The sequence below is a fragment of the Serratia montpellierensis genome (genome assembly GCF_020858655.1).
Classification (GTDB): Bacteria; Pseudomonadota; Gammaproteobacteria; order Enterobacterales; family Enterobacteriaceae; genus Serratia; species Serratia montpellierensis.
The window spans coordinates 24,692-45,929 of the sequence record NZ_VOSN01000019.1; the positions used below are offsets into that span (position 1 = coordinate 24,692).

The 21,238-nt window shown below is 60.2% G+C and carries 27 protein-coding genes; 12 read left to right on the forward strand and 15 right to left on the reverse strand.

Translation table 11 applies throughout. From position 1 onward, the window contains the following. On the reverse strand, nt 1-972 hold the full coding sequence (locus FUU19_RS19970) for a patatin-like phospholipase family protein (protein WP_048234592.1): 972 nt from the start codon (nt 970-972) through the stop codon (nt 1-3). A 206-nt stretch (nt 973-1,178) separates the two neighbouring features. Between FUU19_RS19970 and FUU19_RS19975 the strand changes: the two genes are divergently transcribed. The 3 genes from FUU19_RS19975 to FUU19_RS19985 all read left to right on the forward strand — a co-directional run bounded on the left by FUU19_RS19975 (nt 1,179) and on the right by FUU19_RS19985 (nt 3,284). Continuing rightward, nucleotides 1,179-2,123, forward strand: coding sequence for an MBL fold metallo-hydrolase (locus tag FUU19_RS19975; RefSeq protein ID WP_230490006.1), 945 nt, complete (start codon nt 1,179-1,181; stop codon nt 2,121-2,123). 152 nt (nt 2,124-2,275) lie between these two features. Beyond that, entirely contained in the window at nt 2,276-3,016 is a 741-nt protein-coding gene (locus tag FUU19_RS19980; RefSeq protein WP_141967038.1) for an SDR family oxidoreductase, read from the forward strand. A gap of 64 nt (nt 3,017-3,080) precedes the next feature. After that, nucleotides 3,081-3,284 (forward strand): DUF1289 domain-containing protein, encoded by a 204-nt coding sequence (locus FUU19_RS19985; RefSeq protein WP_202670647.1) that lies wholly within the window; start codon nt 3,081-3,083, stop codon nt 3,282-3,284. A gap of 62 nt (nt 3,285-3,346) precedes the next feature. On the opposite strand, the gene nrdF is transcribed toward FUU19_RS19985, so the two are convergent. From nrdF to FUU19_RS20010, 5 genes are all read right to left on the reverse strand, one after another. After that, nucleotides 3,347-4,318, reverse strand: coding sequence for a class 1b ribonucleoside-diphosphate reductase subunit beta (gene nrdF / locus FUU19_RS19990; protein WP_033639549.1), 972 nt, complete (start codon nt 4,316-4,318; stop codon nt 3,347-3,349). An 8-nt stretch (nt 4,319-4,326) separates the two neighbouring features. Further along, the gene (nrdE, locus tag FUU19_RS19995; protein WP_255703226.1) at nt 4,327-6,471 is read right to left on the reverse strand and encodes a class 1b ribonucleoside-diphosphate reductase subunit alpha; all 2,145 of its coding nucleotides are present in this window, start codon (nt 6,469-6,471) and stop codon (nt 4,327-4,329) included. Continuing rightward, nucleotides 6,453-6,857: a class Ib ribonucleoside-diphosphate reductase assembly flavoprotein NrdI gene (gene nrdI, locus FUU19_RS20000; protein WP_004928930.1), complete on the reverse strand. Its 405-nt coding sequence runs from the start codon at nt 6,855-6,857 to the stop codon at nt 6,453-6,455. Before nrdI ends, nrdE begins: the two co-directional genes overlap by 19 nt. Before the next feature lie 9 nt (nt 6,858-6,866). Continuing rightward, complete coding sequence (gene nrdH / locus FUU19_RS20005; RefSeq protein WP_004928934.1) at nt 6,867-7,097, reverse strand: glutaredoxin-like protein NrdH; 231 nt, start codon at nt 7,095-7,097, stop codon at nt 6,867-6,869. A gap of 272 nt (nt 7,098-7,369) precedes the next feature. After that, entirely contained in the window at nt 7,370-7,801 is a 432-nt protein-coding gene (locus tag FUU19_RS20010; RefSeq protein ID WP_141967042.1) for a carboxymuconolactone decarboxylase family protein, read from the reverse strand. 95 nt (nt 7,802-7,896) lie between these two features. On the opposite strand from FUU19_RS20010, the gene pdxR reads away from it, so the two are divergent. Next, nucleotides 7,897-9,330 (forward strand): MocR-like pyridoxine biosynthesis transcription factor PdxR, encoded by a 1,434-nt coding sequence (gene pdxR, locus FUU19_RS20015; RefSeq protein WP_197834643.1) that lies wholly within the window; start codon nt 7,897-7,899, stop codon nt 9,328-9,330. 61 nt (nt 9,331-9,391) lie between these two features. Here pdxR and FUU19_RS20020 read toward each other — a convergent pair whose 3' ends face one another. Next, the gene (locus FUU19_RS20020) at nt 9,392-9,700 is read right to left on the reverse strand and encodes an ElaB/YgaM/YqjD family protein (protein WP_004928950.1); all 309 of its coding nucleotides are present in this window, start codon (nt 9,698-9,700) and stop codon (nt 9,392-9,394) included. A gap of 95 nt (nt 9,701-9,795) precedes the next feature. Then, nucleotides 9,796-10,770, reverse strand: coding sequence for a nickel/cobalt transporter (locus FUU19_RS20025; protein WP_230490007.1), 975 nt, complete (start codon nt 10,768-10,770; stop codon nt 9,796-9,798). Nucleotides 10,771-10,970: 200 nt separating this feature from the next. Here FUU19_RS20025 and asr point away from each other — a divergent pair, with 200 nt between their 5' ends. Next, nucleotides 10,971-11,321 carry an acid resistance repetitive basic protein Asr gene (gene asr / locus FUU19_RS20030; protein ID WP_004928953.1) on the forward strand — a complete coding sequence of 117 codons (351 nt, stop codon included), beginning with the start codon at nt 10,971-10,973 and terminating at the stop codon, nt 11,319-11,321. A 195-nt stretch (nt 11,322-11,516) separates the two neighbouring features. On the opposite strand, the gene FUU19_RS20035 is transcribed toward asr, so the two are convergent. Both FUU19_RS20035 and FUU19_RS20040 read right to left on the reverse strand, forming a co-directional pair. Further along, complete coding sequence (locus tag FUU19_RS20035; RefSeq protein WP_230490008.1) at nt 11,517-11,897, reverse strand: DUF4440 domain-containing protein; 381 nt, start codon at nt 11,895-11,897, stop codon at nt 11,517-11,519. Beyond that, the gene (locus tag FUU19_RS20040; protein WP_149570362.1) at nt 11,894-13,276 is read right to left on the reverse strand and encodes an MFS transporter; all 1,383 of its coding nucleotides are present in this window, start codon (nt 13,274-13,276) and stop codon (nt 11,894-11,896) included. Before FUU19_RS20040 ends, FUU19_RS20035 begins: the two co-directional genes overlap by 4 nt. 105 nt (nt 13,277-13,381) lie before the next feature. On the opposite strand from FUU19_RS20040, the gene FUU19_RS20045 reads away from it, so the two are divergent. After that, nucleotides 13,382-14,278 (forward strand): LysR family transcriptional regulator, encoded by an 897-nt coding sequence (locus tag FUU19_RS20045; RefSeq protein ID WP_197834640.1) that lies wholly within the window; start codon nt 13,382-13,384, stop codon nt 14,276-14,278. Here FUU19_RS20045 and FUU19_RS20050 read toward each other — a convergent pair. Next, entirely contained in the window at nt 14,238-15,278 is a 1,041-nt protein-coding gene (locus tag FUU19_RS20050) for an alpha/beta hydrolase family protein (RefSeq protein WP_197834639.1), read from the reverse strand. The two genes, FUU19_RS20045 and FUU19_RS20050, sit on opposite strands and share 41 nt — an antisense overlap. A gap of 150 nt (nt 15,279-15,428) precedes the next feature. Here FUU19_RS20050 and FUU19_RS20055 point away from each other — a divergent pair, with 150 nt between their 5' ends. The 3 genes from FUU19_RS20055 to FUU19_RS20065 all read left to right on the forward strand — a co-directional run bounded on the left by FUU19_RS20055 (nt 15,429) and on the right by FUU19_RS20065 (nt 18,141). Continuing rightward, a complete protein-coding gene (locus FUU19_RS20055; protein WP_197834638.1) occupies nt 15,429-16,433 on the forward strand; it encodes a helix-turn-helix domain-containing protein in 1,005 nt (334 codons plus the stop codon). Nucleotides 16,434-16,527: 94 nt separating this feature from the next. Beyond that, on the forward strand, nt 16,528-17,700 hold the full coding sequence (locus tag FUU19_RS20060) for an MFS transporter (RefSeq protein WP_230490009.1): 1,173 nt from the start codon (nt 16,528-16,530) through the stop codon (nt 17,698-17,700). A gap of 102 nt (nt 17,701-17,802) precedes the next feature. Beyond that, complete coding sequence (locus FUU19_RS20065; RefSeq protein WP_038872785.1) at nt 17,803-18,141, forward strand: DUF2002 family protein; 339 nt, start codon at nt 17,803-17,805, stop codon at nt 18,139-18,141. Nucleotides 18,142-18,167: 26 nt separating this feature from the next. Here FUU19_RS20065 and FUU19_RS20070 read toward each other — a convergent pair whose 3' ends face one another. Together FUU19_RS20070 and FUU19_RS20075 are read right to left on the reverse strand one after the other, a co-directional pair. After that, nucleotides 18,168-18,614 (reverse strand): DUF1198 family protein, encoded by a 447-nt coding sequence (locus tag FUU19_RS20070; RefSeq protein ID WP_025303978.1) that lies wholly within the window; start codon nt 18,612-18,614, stop codon nt 18,168-18,170. A gap of 67 nt (nt 18,615-18,681) precedes the next feature. After that, nucleotides 18,682-19,017, reverse strand: coding sequence for an MbeD/MobD family mobilization/exclusion family protein (locus FUU19_RS20075; RefSeq protein ID WP_004928976.1), 336 nt, complete (start codon nt 19,015-19,017; stop codon nt 18,682-18,684). Nucleotides 19,018-19,201: 184 nt separating this feature from the next. Between FUU19_RS20075 and smrA the strand changes: the two genes are divergently transcribed. After that, complete coding sequence (gene smrA / locus FUU19_RS20080) at nt 19,202-19,774, forward strand: DNA endonuclease SmrA (protein WP_230490010.1); 573 nt, start codon at nt 19,202-19,204, stop codon at nt 19,772-19,774. A 50-nt stretch (nt 19,775-19,824) separates the two neighbouring features. Here the strand turns inward: smrA and FUU19_RS20085 are convergent, their stop codons facing one another. Next, nucleotides 19,825-20,238, reverse strand: a complete 414-nt coding sequence (locus FUU19_RS20085) for a DoxX family protein (RefSeq protein ID WP_016929826.1) — start codon at nt 20,236-20,238, stop codon at nt 19,825-19,827. 192 nt (nt 20,239-20,430) lie between these two features. Here FUU19_RS20085 and FUU19_RS20090 point away from each other — a divergent pair, with 192 nt between their 5' ends. Both FUU19_RS20090 and FUU19_RS20095 read left to right on the forward strand, forming a co-directional pair. Then, a complete protein-coding gene (locus tag FUU19_RS20090) occupies nt 20,431-20,661 on the forward strand; it encodes a (4Fe-4S)-binding protein (protein WP_089196194.1) in 231 nt (76 codons plus the stop codon). 1 nt (nt 20,662) lies between these two features. Continuing rightward, nucleotides 20,663-20,941, forward strand: a complete 279-nt coding sequence (locus FUU19_RS20095) for a GNAT family N-acetyltransferase (RefSeq protein ID WP_049209586.1) — start codon at nt 20,663-20,665, stop codon at nt 20,939-20,941. A 32-nt stretch (nt 20,942-20,973) separates the two neighbouring features. Here the strand turns inward: FUU19_RS20095 and FUU19_RS20100 are convergent, their stop codons facing one another. Beyond that, nucleotides 20,974-21,156: a YodC family protein gene (locus FUU19_RS20100; protein ID WP_025303973.1), complete on the reverse strand. Its 183-nt coding sequence runs from the start codon at nt 21,154-21,156 to the stop codon at nt 20,974-20,976. Nucleotides 21,157-21,238 lie beyond the last annotated feature (82 nt).

Sequence of the window (21,238 nt, forward strand, 5' to 3'; positions counted from 1 at the left end):
TTACGCGGCCTGTTTCATGGCGGCATCGTACCAGGCGAAGTAGCGCTCTACGCCGCGGCGGCCGGATTCGATCAGCGCGCGTTTCTTCTCCTCGCTGATGCCGAACTCCAGCGTGCCGACGTCGAGCGTATCGACATACACGGTGCGCTTCCAATCGTCGCTGTCCAGATGCACCTTGGTTTGGATGTCCAGCATCACGTTGGCCACCGCCAGGGTGAAATCAAACAGGTTGTTGACCGGCGTGCGCGGGCCGGCCTGCCCGGCGGCCTGGGCGATTTCGCCGGCGGAGTCCAGGCGAAGCCCCAGGGTGCGGGTGTTGATGCGCTGGCTGGAACTGTCGATGTAAGGCGGCGTGGCGGAGAAGTCATAGTCGAACAGCCGCACCGGGTAGTTGTCGATCATGCCGCCGTCGATGCACAGGTCGCCCAGGGTATTGTTCTTCGCCACGAAGGCGAAGGGGAACGACATCGAAATGCGCAGGCCGTCCGCCACTTTCATGCGTGGCGTAGTGCGATGCGAATAGACCTCGCGCTGGCCACTGTTGAGGTTGGCGCCGATAAAGTAAATCGACTTGAACCCTTTCGCCGCCTTCATCGCTTCGAACTGCTCGAAGGTAATATCCGGCTTGCCGGTATACTGCTTGATAATATCGCGCGACCATTGATAGAAATAATCGCCGGGTGCGATGCCGTATTGATTGAACAGGCGATAGGCGTCCTGAAGCGTACCGAAAAAGCCGCCGTTATAATCGAGGAATTTTTTAAAGTCCATCGCCGACAGGATTTTGGTGACGTCTGCCGAGCTGCAGCCCAGGCCGACCAGCAGCGCGGCAATGGCACCCGCCGAGGCGCCGGAGGTTTGCTTGATCTGCGGCATGATGCCTTTGGCTTCCAGCAATTCCAGCGCGCCGCCATAGGCGATGCCTTTTACGCCGCCGCCTTCAAAGACCAGGTTTTCGAATTGGTAGTTCATGATATTTCCTTACTCGTGGTTTAGGGAGTAAGAAAAATAACCAAGTGGCGAGCGAGAAAATATGGATTGGGGTTGTGTGGCTCGGCAAACAAAATCATTCATAATAAATATATTATTTATATATTTATCAAAGGCATTTATTAAACAGGCGCATTGGGCTTTTTGCGTCAATACTTAGCGCTGTTCAATTCTCGCAAGGAGTCATCATGTTCTGGAAACGTTGTCTGCTGGGCGCGGCGCTGGCCGTTATGTCATTACAGGCCGGGGCCGCCGCGCCGCAGGCCAAAACCCCGACGCCGGGATTTTACCGCATCATGCTGGGCAATTTTGAAGTGACCGCGTTGTCCGACGGCATCATTCGTTTGCCGGCGGACAAGCTGTTGCTGAACACCACGCCGCAGCAGATCGCCGCCGGGTTGGCCGAGCGGCATCAAAGCCTGCCGGTGGTCACCTCGGTCAATGCCTATCTGATCAATACCGGCGATAAGCTGGTGATGATCGACAGCGGCGCCGGCCAACTGCTGGGCGACGGCCTGGGCAAGCTGGTGGATAACCTGCGTGCGGCGGGCTACCAGCCGGAGCAGGTGGATGAGATCTACCTGACCCACATGCACCCGGACCACCTCGGCGGCCTGACGCACGACGGCAAGGCGGTATTCCCCAATGCGGTGGTGCGCGCCGCCAGTCAGGACGCGGACTTCTGGCTAAGCGCGGACAAACTGAAACAGGCCAGCGCGGGCAGTAAAAGCAACTTCGAACGGGCCCAGGCGGTGATCAAGCCGTACCAGGCGCTGGGCCACTTTAAGCCGTTCAGCGGCGACGGTGAACTGTCGCCGGGTATTGCCGCCTTCGCCGCCCACGGCCATACGCCGGGGCACAGCGTGTATCAGGTGACCAGCCAGGGCAAGAAGCTGTTGCTGTTGGGGGATCTTATCCACGTGGCAGCGGTGCAGTTGCCGCATCCGAAGGTGGCGATTAGCTTTGACAGCGACGCCAAGGCGGCGGTCGCTCAACGGCTGCGGATATTTGGCGACAGCGCGCGACAGAACGAACTGGTCGGCGGCGCACACCTGTCGTTCCCGGGATTGGGGTATTTGAATCGCCAGGGCGACGGTTACACCTGGGTGCCGTTGAACTACGGCGCGCTGTAATAGTGATGGCCGCCCGTTGGGCGGCCATCGAACGAGCCCAGACGCATTGTTCGATAATTTGGGATTATGATGCCAGAGAATCGGGGCTTATTCGCCGTGATAAAGAGTGCATGATTAACGTCATGCCTGTCGTTTTCTTTAAGGAGCTCCCGATGAACCAGAAAACTCACTCCGTCGCCATCGTCACTGGCGCCTCGCGCGGTATCGGCGCCGCCATCGCTGAGCGTCTGGCCGCCGACGGCTTTGCCGTCATCATCAACTATTCGGGCAACCCGGCGCCGGCCGATGAGCTGGTGGGCAAGATAGAACAGCGCGGCGGCCGCGCCTTGAGCATCAAGGCCGACGTCAGCGATGCGGCTGCGGTCGCCCAGCTGTTCGACAGCGCCGAACAGGCGTTTGGCGGCGTCGACGTTCTGGTCAATAACGCCGGGGTGATCGCGCTGGCGCCGGTGGCGGACATGCGTGATGAAGACGTGGATCGCCTGCTCGATATCAACCTGAAAGGCAGCTTCAATGCGATGCGCGAGGCGGCGAAGCGCCTGCGCGACAACGGCCGCATCATCAACTTCTCTTCCAGCGTGGTGGGGTTGCTGCAGCCGGGTTACGGTATGTATGCCGCCAGTAAGGCGGCGATCGAGGCGCTGACCAGCGTGCTGGCGAAAGAACTGCGCGGCCGCAATATCACGGTGAACGCCGTCGCGCCGGGGCCAACCGCCACCGGCTTGTTCCTCGACGGTAAAACCCCGGAGCTTATTGAGCGGCTGGCGAAGATGGCGCCGCTGGAGCGCCTGGGCACGCCGGAAGATATTGCCGCGGCGGTGGCGTTCCTTGCCGGGGCTGACGGCGGCTGGATCAACGGACAAACCCTGCGCGCCAACGGCGGCATCGTCTGATTGACGACGCGCCGCCGCAGGATCGGGTATCCTGTGGCGGTACACATCACATCAAGGGCGGTTTATGGCGGGCGACAATCAGCAATTCCAGCACGGCGTGAGATCGCCCTGCGTCAGCCTGTGCCGCATCGACGACGAAACCCAGCGGTGCCGGGGATGCCGGCGCACGCGGGCGGAGATCGCCGCCTGGCCGACCGCCAGCGACGCGGAGAAACGCGCCATCTGGCGGCGGCTTGAGCTGCGTGCGGACTTCAAGCAAAACACATAGTCGCGGGAGCACGACACGTCACACTCCCGCGAAAGCCTTTTCCTGATACGGCCAGCCAGTCCTCAGAAATCCCAGTCCTCATCCTCGGTGTTGACCGCCTTGCCGATGACGTAAGACGAACCTGAACCGGAGAAGAAGTCGTGGTTTTCATCGGCGTTCGGCGACAGCGCCGACAGGATCGCCGGGTTGACCTCCGCCATCGCCGGTGGGAACAGCGCTTCATACCCCAGGTTCATCAGCGCTTTGTTGGCGTTGTAGTGCAGGAAGGTCTTCACGTCTTCCGTCCAGCCGACGCCGTCGTACAGCTCCTCGGTGTAACGCACCTCGTTGTCGTACAGATCCTGCATCAGGTCGAAGGCAAAGTTTTTCACCTGCTGGCGCCGTGCGGCGTCCACTTTCTCCAGCCCTTTCTGGAACTTATAGCCGATATAGTAGCCGTGCACCGCCTCGTCGCGAATGATCAGGCGGATCAGATCGGCGGTGTTGGTCAGCTTGGCGCGGCTGGACCAATACATCGGCAGATAAAAGCCCGAATAGAACAGGAACGACTCGAGAAACACGCTGGCGACCTTTTTCAGCAGCGGATCGTCGCTGCGGTAGTGCGCCAGAATGATGCCGGCTTTCTTCTGCAGCGCGCGGTTTTCCTCACTCCAGCGATAGGCGTCATCCACGTCCGGCGTTTGGCACAGGGTGGAGAAGATTGAGCTGTAAGAGCGGGCGTGCACCGCCTCCATAAAGCTGATGTTGGAGTACACCGCCTCTTCGTGCGGCGTCAGCGCATCGGCGATCAGGGCCGGCGCGCCGACGGTGTTCTGGATGGTGTCCAGCAGCGTCAGCCCGGTAAACACCCGAATGGTCAGCTGCTGCTCCTTCGGCGTCAGCGTGGCCCAGGACGGGATATCGTTGGACAGCGGTACCTTCTCCGGCAGCCAGAAGTTGGAGGTCAGGCGGTTCCACACCTCCAGATCCTTGTCGTCTTCGATGATGTTCCAGTTGATGGCGCGCACCAGCGGCGCCGATGTTACGGTCGTCATAAGTTGCCTCACAGCGCGCAGGACACGCAGCCCTGCACCTCGGTGCCTTCCAGCGCCATCTGGCGCAGGCGGATGTAGTAAATGGTCTTGATGCCTTTGCGCCAGGCGTAGATCTGCGCGCGGTTGATGTCGCGGGTGGTGGCGGTATCGCGGAAGAACAACGTCAGCGACAGCCCCTGATCGACGTGTTGCGTCGCGGCGGCATAGGTATCGATGATTTTTTCCGGGCCAATCTCGTAGGCATCCTGGTAATACGCCAGGTTGTCGTTGGTCATGTACGGCGCCGGGTAGTAAACGCGGCCGATCTTGCCTTCCTTGCGGATCTCGATACGCGAGACGATCGGATGGATGCTGGAGGTGGCGTTGTTGATGTACGAGATGGAACCGGTCGGCGGCACCGCCTGCAGGTTCTGATTGTACAGCCCGTGCATCATCACCGACTGGCGCAGCGCGCGCCACTCGTCGCGGCCCGGAATGGCGATGCCGGCGGCGGCGAACAGCTCGCGCACCCGCTCGGTCTGAGGCAGCCAGTCGCGCTCGGTGTACTTGTCGAAGTACTCGCCGCTGGCATAGCGAGAGTGCTCAAAGCCGTCGAACGTGCCGCCGCGTTCGATCGCCAGCCGGTTCGAGGCGCGGATGGCGTGATAGGCCACGGTATAGAAATAGAGATTGGTGAAGTCGATGCCTTCTTCCGAGCCGTAGAAAATGCGCTCGCGCGCCAGGTAACCGTGCAGGTTCATCTGGCCGAGGCCGATGGCGCGGGCGCTGCGGTTGCCCTCGGCGATCGACGGCACCGAGCGGATATCGCTCATGTCGGCCACCGCGGTCAGCGCGCGGATCGCGGTCTCGATCGCCTTGCCGAAGTCCGGCGCATCCATGGTTTTGGCGATGTTCAGCGAGCCGAGGTTGCAGGAGATGTCCTTGCCGATGCGATCGTAGCTCAGATCTTCGTGATACGTACTGGCGCGGTTGACCTGCAGGATCTCCGAACACAGGTTGCTCATGTTGATGCGCCCGGCGATCGGATTCTCCCGGTTGACCGTGTCCTCGAACATCACGTAGGGATAGCCGGATTCGAACTGGATCTCCGCCAGCACCTGGAAGAACTCGCGTGCGTTGATGCGCGACTTGCGGATACGCTTGTCGTCCACCATCTCGCGGTATTTTTCACTGACGCTGATTTCAGACAGCGGCGTGCCATACACCCGTTCGACGTCGTAGGGCGAGAACAGGTACATCTCTTCGTTGTTCTTCGCCAGCTCGAAGGTAATATCCGGGATCACTACCCCCAGCGACAGCGTCTTGATGCGGATCTTCTCGTCGGCGTTTTCCCGCTTGGTGTCGAGAAAACGCAGGATATCCGGGTGGTGGGCGTTGAGATACACCGCGCCGGCCCCCTGGCGCGCGCCGAGCTGGTTGGCGTAGGAGAAGGCGTCTTCGAGCATTTTCATGATCGGAATGACGCCGGAGGACTGGTTCTCGATGCGCTTGATCGGCGCGCCCACTTCGCGAATATTGCTCAGCATGAAAGCCACGCCGCCGCCGCGTTTCGACAGCTGCAGCGCGGAGTTCACCGCCCGGCCGATCGACTCCATATTGTCTTCGATGCGCAGCAGGAAGCAGGAGACCAGCTCACCGCGCTGGCGTTTGCCGCAGTTGAGGAAAGTCGGCGTGGCCGGCTGGAAGCGGCCCGAAATCATCTCCTCCACCAGATCCTGCGCCAACCCGGTGTCGCCCGCCGCCAGCGTCAGCGCCACCATGCACACCCGATCTTCGTAACGCTCCAGATAGCGCTTGCCGTCGAAGGTTTTGAGCGTATAGCTGGTGTAGTACTTGAAGGCGCCGAGGAAGGTCTCGAAGCGGAATTTCTTGGCGTAGGCCTGCTGGAACAGTTGCTTGATAAACGGGAATTCATACTGCGCCAGCACCTGCGGCTCGTAGTAGCCTTCCTCCACCAGATAGCGCAGCTTTTCCTCCAGGTTATGGAAGAACACGGTGTTTTGGTTGACGTGCTGCAGGAAGTAGTGCCGCGCCGCCAGCCGATCTTTATCGAACTGGATCCGGCCTTCCGCATCGTAAAGATTGAGCATCGCGTTGAGCGAATGGTAATCCAGCGCGCCCGTCTCGGGCCTGGTCAGTTCTGTCGTTGCCAAAATGCGGTTACTCCCTGTCTAACGTTTTCAACGTCTTGCGTCGTGCCGAGCAGCTCGAAGCGGTACAAAAAAGGCACCTGGCATTTTTTGGCGATGATGTCGCCGGCGATGCCGTACGCTGCGCCGAAGTTGGTGTTCCCGGCGGCGATGACGCCGCGCAGGTATGAACGGTTTTGCGGAACGTTGAGAAAGCGGATCACCTGGATCGGCACCGCGCCGACGGCGCTGCCGCCGCCATAGCTGGGTACGATCAAGATATAGGGTTGTTCCATCAGCAATTTGCTGCGGGCGCCGGCGATCGGAATGCGGATCGCCGGCAGGCCCAGTTTCTCAACGAATCGATGGGTGTTCTCCGAACTGCTGGAGAAATAGACCAGCGGATTCATCGTCGAGCCTCAGCAGGTGAGCGCCAGCGCGCCGATTTTGTCCGGCCGGAAACCGGACCAGTGGTCGTCACCGGCGATAATGACCGGAACCTGCTGATAACCTAAGGATTTAACGTGGTTCAGCGCCTGCTGATCCTGGGTGAGGTCGATCACCTGATAATCAATCCCCTGTTTATCAAATGCGCGATAAGTGGCGTTGCACTGGACACAGTCCGGCTTACTGTAAATAATAATGCTCATGATTCGCATTTACCTTTAGGCTGAAGGAAAGGCGGGCAAGTCAGATAACGGAGCATCGTTCCTGGCGTTTCTGACGGCGTTATCAACCGAACGACATTCCCTGCGGCTGACCCATAAAATACTATATGTAGATATTTGTTTTATCAACCACGCTATATATGGTGTTTTGTGGGGTTGGGTGCGCAGGCCGCGCCGGGGCTGGGAAAGGCGAGGGAAAAATTTTTTGCGGGTGAGAAATTCCCCCTCTCAGTCAAGAGGGGGAGTCGAGCGCATTACTGACGCATGCTGACGGCCAGACGATTGAAGGCGTTCATGATGCTGATGGCGAAAGTCAGATCGGCGATCTCGGTATCGCTGAAGTGCGCTTTCAGCGCCTCGAAAGCGCTGTCCGGCGCGCCGGTGGCGGCGATCAGCGTCACCGACTCGGCCCATTCCAGCGCGACGCGCTCGCGCTCGCTGAATTCATGGCTGACGCGCCAGCCCGCCAGCGTATCCAGCTTGGCATGACTGAAGCCGCTTTCACGCAGCGCTTTGCCGTGCATGTCCAGGCAGTAGGCGCAGCCGTTGATCTGCGAAACGCGCATAAACATCAACTCGATGGTCGCCTTGTCCAGGGCACCTTTCTCCAGCGCCATCAGCGCGCTCACCATATTTTTGTACGGGGCGGGCGCCAGCTCGGCATAGTTCAAACGTTGCTTAATCATGGTCAACCTCAATCGGTAGTAACGAAATCATGCCGCTACTTTAGCGGCCTTATGGTCTATGCTATAGGGCCATAAAATGATTATTTAACCGGGCCATGATGCCAACTTTCCTGACCTCGCTGCGGCTGGACAGCCGGCTTGCCGAGCCGCTGTACCGGCAGATTTACCAGCGGATTAAAGACGCCATTACCCAGGGCAGCCTGGCGGCAGGCAGCCGGTTGCCCTCAGTGCGCGGGTTGGCGAGCGATTTGGGCGTGGCGCGCGCTACGGTGGAAAGCGCCTACGCGCAACTTATTGCCGAAGGTTTCTTGCAGAGCCGCGGGCAGGCGGGCACCTACGTCTCGCCGCAGCTGCCACACATGCCGCCGGGCGCGGTCTCCGCTGTGCCACCGCTGGTGGCAATGGCGCCCGATCCGCTGCAGCCGCAGGGCATGCTGCAGCCTTTCCAGCTGGGGGTACCGGCGCTGGACGCGTTTCCACGGGCGCTGTGGCAGCGCATTGTCGCCCGCCAGCTGCGCGGTTCCACGGTGGCTTCTCTGGCGCTGCCGCCGGCCGGCGGCCTGTCTGAGCTGCGTGAGGCGATCGCCCATTACCTGCATTTGTCGCGCGGCATCAGCTGCCGGCCGGAGCAGATTTTCCTCTGCGCCGGTTATCCGGCGTTGTTGGACTGGGTGACGGAGACGCTGTTACATGCCGGCGACGCGGTATGGATCGAAGATCCTGGCTATCCGGTCACGCGTCCGCTGCTGCTGGCCGCCGGCGTCAGGCCGATCGCCGTGCCGGTGGATGAACAGGGCATGGACGTGGCCGCGGGTATGCTGACGGCGCCTGAGGCGCGGCTGGCGGTGGTGACGCCAACCCATCAAAGCCCGCTCGGCGTCTCGCTCAGCCTGGCGCGGCGCATGGCGCTGCTCGACTGGGCGCAGCAGCGCAGGGCCTGGATCCTCGAGGATGACTACGACAGCGAGTTTCGCTATCACGGGCGGCCATTGCCGCCGCTGAAAAGCCTCGATGTTCAGGGGCGGGTGTTGTACGCCGGCACCTTCAGCAAAACGCTGTTCCCGGCGCTGCGCATGGCTTATCTGGTGGTGCCCGCCGGTCTGACGGAGACATTCGCACGCAGCAGTCGGCTGCGTGGCTGCGGTTGCCCACCGCTGCTGCAGGCCGGCGTGGCGGACTTTATCCGGCAAGGGCATTTCTACCGCCACCTGAAACGCATGCGGCCGTTGTACCGCCAGCGGCGCGAGTGGCTGACGCAGGCGTTGGAACGGCAACTGGGGGCGTGGCTGACGGTGGTGCCGCAGCAGGGCGGCATTCAGCTGTTGGCTCGGCTGCACGACGGCTTGGCGGATGCGCCGTTGGCGGCGCAGGCATGGCAACAGGGGCTGGCGGCGCAGGCGTTGTCGGACTGGCGAATCGACCATCCGGCGGGGCAAGGTTTACTGCTGGGGTTCGCCAATTTCAGCCGGCGAGAGGAAACGGAGCGGGCGGTGCAGGGGCTGGCGCAGCTGTTCAAGCGCGCAAATTAAACGGCCCGCGATTTCCGCGGGCCAGACGCACATCTGTTTTATCTTTATGACTGCAGGGGTGTTAACGCCGGGCCAGCAGCACGCCGAGCACGATACCGACGGCGGCACCGATCCCTACGCCCTGCCAAGGTTTGTCACGCACATAGCTGTCGGCTTGATCGACCGCGTCGCGCGCATGCTGTGTCAGACTGGTGGAGCCATTGAACCGAGCTCGCGCGTCGCGCAGCACGCCTTTCGCCTTGCTGTGCAGCTCTTTCAGTTCCTCTTTGGTCTTGTCACCGGACTCGCGTAACACTTCATCCAGCGTATCGGCCAACAGAGTCACATCCTGATCGATATCGCGTTCTGTTCTTTCCGCTTTCTTAAACATTCAGCTCTCCATTTCGACACATGTCTTCTAAGTGTAGACCATGCCGAGATTTGTGTGGCCGATCACGAAAAAAAACGACGATTTACCGGCGTTAGTTAGCAGCCGGCGGCGATAAAATCGCCGTTGGCGCTGACCGGGATCACCGAATTGAACAGCACCAGCGCGAACAGGATCAGGATCACGCCGCCGAGCATCACGGCGATGCGCGACGCCTGTGCCAGATAATAGCCCGTCAGGCCGGGTTGATGAGCCAGAAAGCGCTCGCGGGCGTGGTGCACCAGCGTGGCGAGGATCATGATCGACAGCCCGGTGCCCAGTGCCATGCTCATGGCGGAGATCACCCCCCAGGTGAACATGCCGATGGCGTTGGCGAACACCAGAATCAGGATGGCGCCGCTGCATGGACGAACACCGATGGAGACGATCAGCCACAGCGCGTTACGCCAGCCGCCGGTCAGTTCGGTCGCGCCGGGCTGATGCCGGTGGCCGCACTCGCACGCCGCGCTATGCGCGTGGTCCGCCGGGTGCAGCGCCTGAATGACCGGTGAGCGACGTCGACGCCAGCGCCAGCCACCGGCGCGCAGGATCACCACCAGGCCGAAGGCGGCGATGAATACCGCGCTGCCTTTTTCCACCCAGTAACGGCTGAGGCTGAGATCGCCCATCGACAGGTTGAGCACCACCGCCAGCACCACCACGAACACAATGGCGACCACGCCTTGCATCAGGCTGCCCAGCAGGGTGATCGCCCGGCTGGCGTTCAGCCGTTCGCGGTGGGTGGCCAGATAAGTGGTGATGACGAACTTGCCGTGGCCGGGGCCGATGGAGTGCAGGAAGCCGTAAGCGAAACTGGCCAGCGTCAGCATCAGCCCGCCGCTGTATTGCTGGTTGCGCTGCTGCAGCAGATAGAGCACCAGATAGCGGTGCATGTAAATCTGGAAGTTGATGCAGTACTGTACAAACTCGGCCCAGTGCCGCACGAACAGATAGAGCAGCGTCAGCAGCAGCAGACCGGCGAGGGCCAGGCCGGCGTAGCGGCCCGGCGCGTGTTTCAGCGAGACGGTTTTCATAGCGTGAGCGAGCCTGTACCGAGGGGCGTCTTCCTTCAGCATATACCCGCCGATGCGGTTCACAAGCGCCGTTCACAAACGTTGTACATTTGGTTACTCGGCGAAACCAATCACTCACGGAAACGGCAGTTTGATTCCACTAGTATCTGTTTCAACGGCTCCACCGGAGCTTACCGAAACAACACTCTGAGGATTTAAAGATGAAAAAAGTATTAGCGCTGATCGTTGCTGCCACTATGGGTCTGTCTTCTGTTGCTTTCGCTGCTGATACTGCAGCTACTGCTCCGGCTACCACCACCGCGCCAGCTGCGACCACCACTACCGCTGCGCCAGCGGCTGCTGCTGAAAAAGCGCCAGCTAAAGCAACGCACCACAAGAAAGCTAAGCACCACAAAAAAGCGCCAGCCCAGAAAGCTCAGGCCGCTAAAAAGCACCACAAAAAAGCGCCAGCTCAGAAAGCCCAGGCTGCTAAAAAACACCACAAAAAAGCGCCAGTGCAGAAAGCTCAGGCCGCTAAAAAACACCACAAAAAAGCCGGTAAAAAAGCTTAATTAAGTGATGTTTGCGGAACCGAAAGGTTCCGCACTCTCCAGCCCGTACTCCAGACACCCGGTTCTTCCGGGTGTCTTCTTTTGAGGCGACGAACGATGATCAATCGCTATCTGTTTGAAGTCATTTTCAGTGCGGTAACCCTGTGCGGGGTGATCGTCGGTTGGGAACTGTTTTTGGCCGGCAGCTTTTTGTAATTATTGCGCCGCGGCGGTTTCGTGCAAATGCCGCCAACTGAGTAAGTTGGGCTGACGTTCAAAGACCACCGTGGAATAGCGCAGCGTAGCGCTTTGTCCCGGCAGGCTCTGTTTTTCCCGGTAGCTGACTACCGCGCCCGTCGGCCATTCGGCCACCAGCTTCATCTCTTCTATCTCGATTTCCAATCCCGGTTTGGCGGCGCGATGCGCGCGGAAAAAGGCGCACAGCGCGGCAAAATCCAGCGGAGCGCCGCTCAGCGCGATCATGCTGAAATCCGGCGTAAAGCGCGCCAGCAGCGCCTGCTCTTCTCCGGCGCCTTTGCCTAACCAGCGTTCAATGGCGATGTGGGCGTCGATCACTTCGGTAAAATATGGGTTCATAAAGCATCCTGTTGAGCGTTAAGTTGGCGCACGATGGCGCGGTTGGCGAGGCGCAGACACAGCAGCAGCGGGATAAATACGCTGGCGCCCGCCAGAATGAAGCAGGTACGGTAGGCCGCCGCGGGTGGCAACACGGTCAGCAGCAAATTCAGCAGCAGGCTGAGCAGCGCCACGCCGAGGCAAAAACTGAGCTGGCGGTTGATGTTCCACAGCGCGCTGGCATCCGCTAACTGAGCGTCGGGGATCTGCAGGAACGCGCTGCTCTGCGCGGTGCTGCTGCACAGGCTGCCGCCAAACCCCATCAGGGCGAAGGCGGCGATCTGCAATGCGTGCTGCCCGGCCTGATCGATTTGTGCCAGCGTCAGCATGCCGGCGCCTTGTAACAGGCAGCCGGCGATCAGCAGCGGCCGTGGGCCGAGCCGGTTAAAGGTTTTGCCGGTCAGCGTGATGGCCAGGAACGACGCCAGTGCCCAGGGCAGCATCAGGCCGCCGACCTGGGCGGCGGGCATCCCCAGCTGGTTTTGCAGATACAGCATCGCCACCAGGCTGACGCCGATGAACAGGCCGGGAATGCACAAATAAACCGCCATGGCGTTGCGCAGCAGCGGATCGGAGACCAGTCGCAGGTTCAGTAGCGGCTGCGGGGTGCGCAGGCTATGGCGCAGATAATAGGCCAGCACCAGCAGACCGGCGGCCAGCAGCGCCGCGCCGGAAGCCTGATGACCGGCCTCGCTCAGCCGGGTCAGGCCGAGCAGCAGCAGCGTCAACGCCGTGCAGGCGCTCAGCAGTCCTTTGCCGTCGAGCGGTTTTCGCACCGCCGTCGAGGTTTCCGCGCGCAGCCACAGCGCCGCCAGCGCCAGGGCCAGGGCCGCCAGCGGCAGGTTAGCGAAAAACACCCAGCGCCAGTCCAGCCGATCGACGAGCCAGCCGCCCAGCGCCGGTGACAGCGCCGGCGCCAGCAGGCCCACCAGCATGATGGCCGCAGACAGCCCGGCGCGTTCATGGCTGCGGTACAGCTGGTAGGTCAGCGTCTGGCCGATAGGGATCAGCAAGCCGCCGCCCATGCCCTGCAGGGTGCGCCAGCCGATCAGCGCGCCGATGCTGTCGGCGTTGCCCGCGCCCAGGGTAGCCAGCATGAACAGCGCCAGCGACAGCAGGAACACTCGCCGCCCGCCGATGCGCTGCGCCAGCCAGGCGCTGAGCGGGATCACCAGCGTCAGGCCGAGAATATAGCCGTTGCTGACCCACGCCAGTTGGCTGACCGACGCCTGCATCGCCTGGCCGATGGCGGGGTAGGCGACGTTGGCGATAAACATATTGATCAGATCGACGAAAAAGCCGAGCAGATAGACGATTGCCACTTTGCTGCGATAAGACATGGTGCCTCCGGTTGAAGGCGAGCAGTGTATCGGGGGGAAAAGTGCGGATAAATCGGCGGCGGGCGATTACACTGTCAAAATGATTTTGACAATAAGGGCGGCGAAATGCTGAATTTGCAGCGCCTGGCGATCTTCGCGGCGGTGGTGGAAGCGGGCAGCTTTACCGCGGCGGCGGCGGCGCTGGGGCAAACCAAGGCGGTGGTGAGCTTTAACGTCAAGCAGTTGGAGAACGAGCTGGGGGTGTCACTGCTGGCGCGCAGCACCCGACGGCTGTCGCTGACCGATGCCGGCGAACGCTTTTACCAGCGCAGCCTGCAGCTGCTGCAGGAGGCGGAAAACGTGCTGGACGACGTGCGTCGCGATCATCACGGGCTGAGCGGCGTGCTGCGCATCACCAGCACGCCGGAGTACGGCGCGCAGGTGGTGGTGCCGGCGCTGGCGGCATTTTCGCGACAGCATCCGCGGCTGCGCATCCAGCATGTCTCTTCTTCTTATCATGCCGATCTGATCTCTGAGCGCTTCGACGTGGCGATCCGTCTGGGCCAACTGGCGGATTCCAGCCACCGCGCGGCGCTGATCGACAGCTTTGCCATTTTTCCGGTGGCGTCGCCGGATTATCTGGCCGACCGGCCGATTCATTCGCTGACGGATCTGGCGCAGGCGCAGTGGATCGCCCACAGCCGGCTCAGTTCGCCGCTGAGCTGGCAGGTGGTCACGCCGCAGCGCGAAGCGGTGCTGTTCAAGGTCGCGGACGCCGCTACGCTCACCGGCGACAGCGCCGCGGCATTGCTGGCGTTCACCCTGCATGGCGCCGGGGTGGCGCTGCTGCCGGCGTGGCTGGCGCAGCCCGACATCGACGCCGGCCGGCTGCAGCGGTTGCTGCCGGATCACCGTTTCCCTGAGCAGAGCATCTATGCGCTCTACCCGAACACCCGCCATGTGCCGGAGAAGGTACGAGCCTTTATCGATTTTCTGCGTGCGCGGGTAGCCAGGGGCGAATGAACGGCAATATGGCCGCCACCGTTTGCTGATGTACCCATTCCCGTTGGGCAGGCGTGGTTGCGCACAGGACTTCCGCGTCTTTTTCTTCGGACGCCAAAATGTGGCGGCCGTTGGGTTGGCAAATGGGCAAAAAATCGAAATGATTGCCGTGGGTTAATCGCTGCGCATGGATAGGCTGTTCACCGCCATTAGCTGCCAGAGACGCGCCACCCAAACGGGTGCCTTTCTCGTCTGGCAGATAGTTTTGCGGTTCAATAATCAATAACGGGGCATTTAGGTGACGCAGACTCTCCGGCTGCAGATAGGGCACCATGCCGGGATCGAGGGCGACGGCAAAGCGGATGCGCGGGTCGGTATAATCGGCATCGAACCGATCGGCGGCGACCTGCGTCAGGTCAACCCTGGCCTGGGTATAGAACCGGCAGTTGGGTGACTGCGGCCGTTGCCGGCAACCGGCGATGAAATCTGCCAGCCTGACTCTGCCGCCGATGGCCGCGATGGCGCTGTAACCGCCCTTGGAGTGGCCGACAACGCCGATGGCATCGGGGTTAACGAGCGCAGCCCAGCGAGGAGAGGCGCGGATAGCGTCAATCAGCGTGGAGATATCTTCGGTTTGCCGCCAAAGATTGACGGACTGCGCCGGGATAGAGTCGCCGGTGGTGCTGCCGGGTGAGTTGGCGGCGATCACCACCACGCCATGGCGAACCAGCGCTGCCGCCAGCCAGGCCTGGCTGGCATGGTTCCCTCCGCTGCCGTGACTGAACACCACCAACGGAAAGGTGCCCTTGGCCGGTGGTGCGTCAACTTGGCCGGCAATACCGGTGAATACCGGATTGGCTCCGACACTTTGTCGTGGGCCTTCGGCATCCGTGGGATAATAAATACGGCTGGCGAGCGTGCGTGAATCCCTGGAGAACGCTTCATCATGTATGGCGATCTGATAAGGCGATGCGCTGACCGTCGTGCACAGCAGCAGCCACAGAGACAGTAATTTTTTCATCCTCACATCCTCATTACGACAAAAGCGCAAAGGTGACATCGGCGGTGCCTCTCGGCGACCTCGATCGCGATCAAGGTCGTTAAATTATTGTTTTAATAGACTTCACACCCTACACTTTTCCGCTTCGTCTCTTTGGATAAGGCGTAATGCATGCCGCTCATTCCCGTTACCTTTTTGTTCAGCTTGCTGTGCTGCGGGCTGTTGCTTCGCCTTGGCCGGCCCAGCGCCCGGCGTTGGGTTTTCCAGCTGTTGCTGCTGCTGTGCGCATGGCAAAGCCTGCTGGTGGGGTTGCGTTACGGTTACGACTTAACGCAGTTCAACCGATTGCAGCCGATTGGCGCCGTCATGATCCCGGTGCTGGTCTGGCTGACTTTCCGGATGAGCACACAGGGGCGCTTGCGGCTGGCTGATGTTTGGCATCTGACGCCCTTGTGCCTGACGTTGTTGGCCAGTCGGTATGCGCCAGTTTGGTTGGATGCGTTGATTATTGTCGCCGATGCGGGTTACGGCGTGGCCTTGTGGTATGCACTGCGTGGCGGTGAGAATAGTTTGAAGCAGGTGGCGTTGGCGGAAAGCTGGCTCTGCTGCCGGCTGTGGCGTGGGTTAGCCATTTTATTGTTCACCGTCGCGATAGCGGAGCTGATCATTACCCTCGATTTTGCCTGGTTTGGCGGGCGACATGCCGGCCTGTTGGTGACGGTCGACACTTTCCTGCTTACGTTGGGCGTGTACCTGGTCTTGTCCCGCACCCGGCCGGCGGAGCAACCGGTCGAGGAAACGCCGGAGCCTGTTAAAGCCGGCGTGGTGAACGATGACCTGATCCACCACTGGTTTGTTCAGGTGCAACAGCGATTGCTGAAAGACGATCTTTATTTGCAACCGGAGCTGAATTTGGCGCTGTTGGCGCGCAAAAGCGGATTACCGGCACGCCGGGTGTCGCAGGCCATCAATCAGTATGCCGGGATGAATGTCTCGCAATACGTGAACCAATTGCGTATCCGTGAGGCGGCGCGAAGGCTGCTTGTCGGCGACCGCCCGATAACCGAAATCATGCATGAGTCGGGATTTACCACCAAATCGAATTTTAATCGCGAATTCTTGCGCGTATACGGTGCCAACCCCAGCGAATGGCGCAGGCAGCAAACGCTTAGTTAAATAATAATTCGTTATCACTCTCTCATTTATCATCAAATCTCATCGGGGTATGCTGGAACGCTTCGTCTACCCCGTCCGATGCGAGCCACCTTCGATGACCGCAGAAAATAACCTCCAGCTGAACCGACGCATTCTGTCCGTGGTGATGTTCACCTTCGTTTGCTACCTGACCATCGGCCTGCCGCTGGCGGTGCTGCCGGGATTTGTGCATGAGCATCTGGGCTACAACTCGGTGCTGGCGGGCCTTATCATCAGCGCGCAGTACTTCGCCACGCTGTTCAGCCGCCCGCACGCTGGGCGCTATGCCGATCAGCTGGGGCCGAAGAAGGTGGTGCTGTTCGGCCTGGCGTGCTGCGGCACCAGCGGCCTGTTTTACGCGCTGGCATTCGGCGTTGACGGTTACCCGTGGCTCAGCCTGCTGTTGCTGTGCGTGGGGCGGGTGTTTCTCGGCGTCGGCGAAAGCTTCGCCAGCACCGGTTCCACGCTGTGGGGTATCGGCCGGGTCGGAGCGATGCATACCGCGCGGGTGATTTCCTGGAACGGCGTTGCCACCTACGGGGCGATGGCGGCCGGGGCGCCGCTCGGCGTGTACCTGAATCAACAGTGGGGATTGGCCGGGGTGGCGGCGCTGATCGTGCTGGCGGTCGCGGTGGCGCTGCTGTTGGCGAGCGGCAAGCCGGACGTCTCGATCGCCGCCGGGCAGCGCATCGCCTTTCGCGCGGTGTTCGGTCGCATTTGGGCCTATGGTCTCGGGCTGGCGATGGGCACCGTCGGCTTCGGCGTGATCGCCACGTTCATCACGCTTTACTATGCCGACAAAGATTGGAGCGGCGCGGCGTTTTCGCTGACGCTGTTCAGCTGCGCCTTCGTCGGCATCCGCCTGATCTTCAGCAACGTCATCAACCGCCACGGCGGTCTGAAGGTGACGCTGGCGTCGTTTCTGGTCGAGATCGTCGGGCTGCTGTTGATCTGGCAGGCCGGCGAGCCCTGGATGGTGCAAACCGGCGCGTTGCTGGCCGGCGCCGGTTTCTCGCTGGTGTTCCCGGCGCTGGGCGTCGAGGCAGTGAAACAGGTGCCGCCGCAGAATCAGGGCACGGCGCTCGGCACCTATTCGGCGTTCCTCGACCTGGCGCTGGGCATCACCGGCCCGCTGGCCGGGCTGCTGATTGGGCAAGCGGGCGTGCCGTCGATCTATCTGGCGGCGGCGCTGCTGGTGGCGCTCGGGGTGTTGCTCACTCTGCGCCTGCTGCAGCGCAGCCGGAGCTGATTCAGGAATAGTCCGAAACCCGGATTCCTCCCCAGAAAATCATTGTTTCGGTGAATGATTACGGTAAGGTCGCTCAGCGGTCCAGAATGAGAGGAGGAATCGATGTATTTACGGCCGGATGAAGTGGCTAAAGTGTTGGAGAATACCGGCTTTGAGCGTGATTATGTCACCGATCAGGCCTATGGCTACCGCAAGGGTGCACACTACGTGTATGTGAATCGCGAAGCGCGGATGGGCAGAACCGCGTTGGTGATCCACCCGGCGTTGAAAGAGAGAAGCGTGCATTTCGCCACGCCAACCTCCCCGGTGCGCACCAGCGAGCAGTATCTGGAGTTTCCCCTGGATTTAAGCGGCGACGCCCCGAACCTGCGTTACGGCATCGCACACGGCTTCAGCTCGCGCGAAGCGCTGTCGCGCTACCTCTTCAGCATGTTCCTGTAATCGGTCCCCCGCCTTGGGGGACGCGATCAGCCGTGGGCCAACGCTTCGCGGTTGAAACGCTCGTTGTAGGCGCGACGGAACTGCGCCAGTTCAAACGCATCGATATCCAGTTCGGCGAAGTAAAACAGCGCCGCTTCGGTGTGCTCGGCGTGCAGCTCCGGCGATAGCCCGGCGCGCAGCAGCACGTCGCGCCACAGGGCAATCTGTTCGTCGTCCGCCTGTTTGATGAACGTCAGGTAGATGAACAGCAGATAAGCCGCCTGGTGCATCTCTTCGGTGTAGCCGTTGTTCAGCATGCGAATAAAGGTCTGGCTTTGGCGGCCGCCCATTTCCTGGATCATCGATTCGATCAGCATTGGTTTGACCCTCAGCAGATGGGCCAGCGAATCGATGGCTTTGCGGGTGTCGGACGTCAGGATGCGGTAACCGATAATGAATACGACGATCAGGGCGGCGAGGATGATCCAGGTCATTTAGGCTTTATTACACTCTCAATACGCCAGAAGAGGGGCGGGAGGCGCTGTGCGACAGCGCCCGCTATCAATGCTGTTCGCCGCTGAAATTACCGACCGCGCTCTGTTGGCGCAGGTGGTGATTGAAGGTGGCCGCGTCTTTGGCCAGCGCGTCCAGATGGGCGCCGAGCATTTTGATCTGCTTCACCAGCGCATGCTGTTCCGGTACCGAACTGGCGGTGCTCAGCTTGCGCGCCAGTTGTTCATTCTGCGCCCGCAGTGCGGCTTCGCGCTGTTTGGCTTCTTCCAGCAGTTGCTGCAGCGCCTGGTAGCTCTGCTGCCATTCGCGGTGTTGCCGTTCGAAGCTGCTCTGCAACTCATTCATCGCATTTTGAAACTGGATTTCCAGCTCGCGCATTGTCATGGGCTCGATCCTTTGCGGCACTCAATGATGGCTTAGCAGTATAGCGAAAACTGTTCGCAAGCTCACCCGTTGACGACAAATGAGACAAATGCCGCTGACAATTCCCGGCTTGCAACCGCGCCAAGGCGTCTTACAATCGACCCCATTCCCGGCCGTAAAGGCTGCCGTTCAAGAGAGGTGGAAGATGAGCGAGCAGGAAAAAGACTTTTTTGAACAGGCGATGGCGGACGTGGTGCCGCTGGCGAGCGGACGGCAGACGCTGTACCTCAAGCCGCAGGAGGCGATGGACAAAAGCGCGCGGCGCGAAGCGCAGCGGCTGATGCAGGAAAACTTCCTCAGTACCGATTTTCTCGAGGTGATCCCCTGCGAACAGCCGCTGGAGTTTAAAGGGGAAGGCATTCAACAGGGCGTGTTGGACAAGCTGCGCAACGGGCGTTATCCGCCGCAGGCGTCGCTGAACCTGCTGCGTCAGTCGGTCGAAGCCAGCCGGCAGGCGCTGTTTCGCTTTATCGTGCAGGCGGAGGCGCAAAACCTGCGTTCGCTGCTGATCGTGCACGGCCGCGGGCGGCAGAACGAAAGCCATCCGAATATCGTGCGCAGTTACATCGCCAAATGGCTGGCGCAGTTTGAACAGGTACAGGCGTTTTGCCGCGCCTTACCGCGCGACGGCGGCGAGGGCGCCTGCTATGTCACGCTGCGTAAATCGGCGCAGGCCAAGGCGGAAAACTTTGAGCGCCACGCCAAGCGCAGCCGTTGAAGGGATAGCCGAAATAAAATGGCCGGCGAATATCGCCGGCCATCGATGAATTATTTATTAAATATTTTATAGTCCAGCGAATAACGGCCGGCGCCGGTTACCGCCAGCAACAGTAAGCCGCCAATGATGCTGATGTTTTTAAAGAAGTTGATTTCATTACCCATCATTTCCATGCCGGTCATTTTCCAGAACGGATGGCCGATAAACGCGGTGCCCAACACGTACAGGGCGAAAATGACCGCGATAGGGCGAGTAAACAGACCGAGAATAAGCGCGATGCCGAAAATAAACTCCACCACCACGGCAACGATCGCCGCCAAATAAGGCATCGGCGTGCCATAGCCTTCCATCGCCGTGACGGTCGCACCGAAGTTGACCAGTTTCATCCAGCCGAAAATGATAAACAGAACCATCAGTAATATGCGGGACAGCAGAATTACGCCGTCTTTTGAGCTATCACCCATTTCGAACTCCTTAGCCACTGTCGGAATGATGTTGTCTTGCTGATTAAAGATTAGAACAATTTACGGTTTTTTCTAGCGGTGACGGGCGGTTGCGCCACTTTTTTCGGTGAGCGAGACGCGTGGTGAAGCCGGTGGCATTGCCTATACTTGAGCCTGGAGCAAAAACAATAAAACAGGCAATGTGAGGCCAAGATGGACGAGGAATTGACTGCCGCCGGTTACCGCCGTTATTCCGGCGACAAGATTGACGTTTATTTTAACAGCGCGCTATGCCGCCATTCCGCCAACTGCGTGCGCGGCAACGCGGCTATATTCACCCTGAACCGCCGCCCGTGGATTATGCCGGACAATGCCGAGCCAGCCGAGGTGAAACGCGTTATCGACACCTGCCCCAGCGGCGCACTTAAATATAGGGAGAAATAATATGGAACATAAAATACTGGCAGACGAGAAGCGTTTTTATATCAATGATGAGCAAGGCAAGCTGATCGCCGAGATCTCTTTCGTGCCGAGCGGCGACAAACTGACCATTATCGATCACACCTGGGTGGATGAGTCATTGAAGGGGCAGGGCATCGGCAAAAAGTTGGTGGCGTTGGTGGTGGAGAAAATGCGTGCGGAGCAGCGTAAAATCATTCCGCTATGCCCGTTCGCCAAGCATGAGTTCGATACCACCCCAGCCTATCAGGACATTCGCGCCTGAGGCGATAACGGGGCGCGGCGCGCCCCGGTCATTCAGCAGACGCCGAAATCGCCGTCTTCGTGGTACAGCGCCACGTCGCTGGCCTGCACTTCCGTGCGCTGCTCTTTGCCCAGTTCATTCCAGCTGCAAACCAGGGTTTCGCCGTCGATCGCTACCACGGTCATCTTTGGGCCGCCGGTGGTGCGTTGAACAAAATCACCGATATTGAATGCCATGCGTTCCTCCACAACAGATTAAACCTCATCTATTGATAACACAGAATGCCGCCGCCGTTGGCAGGAGTTTCGTTATGTATTA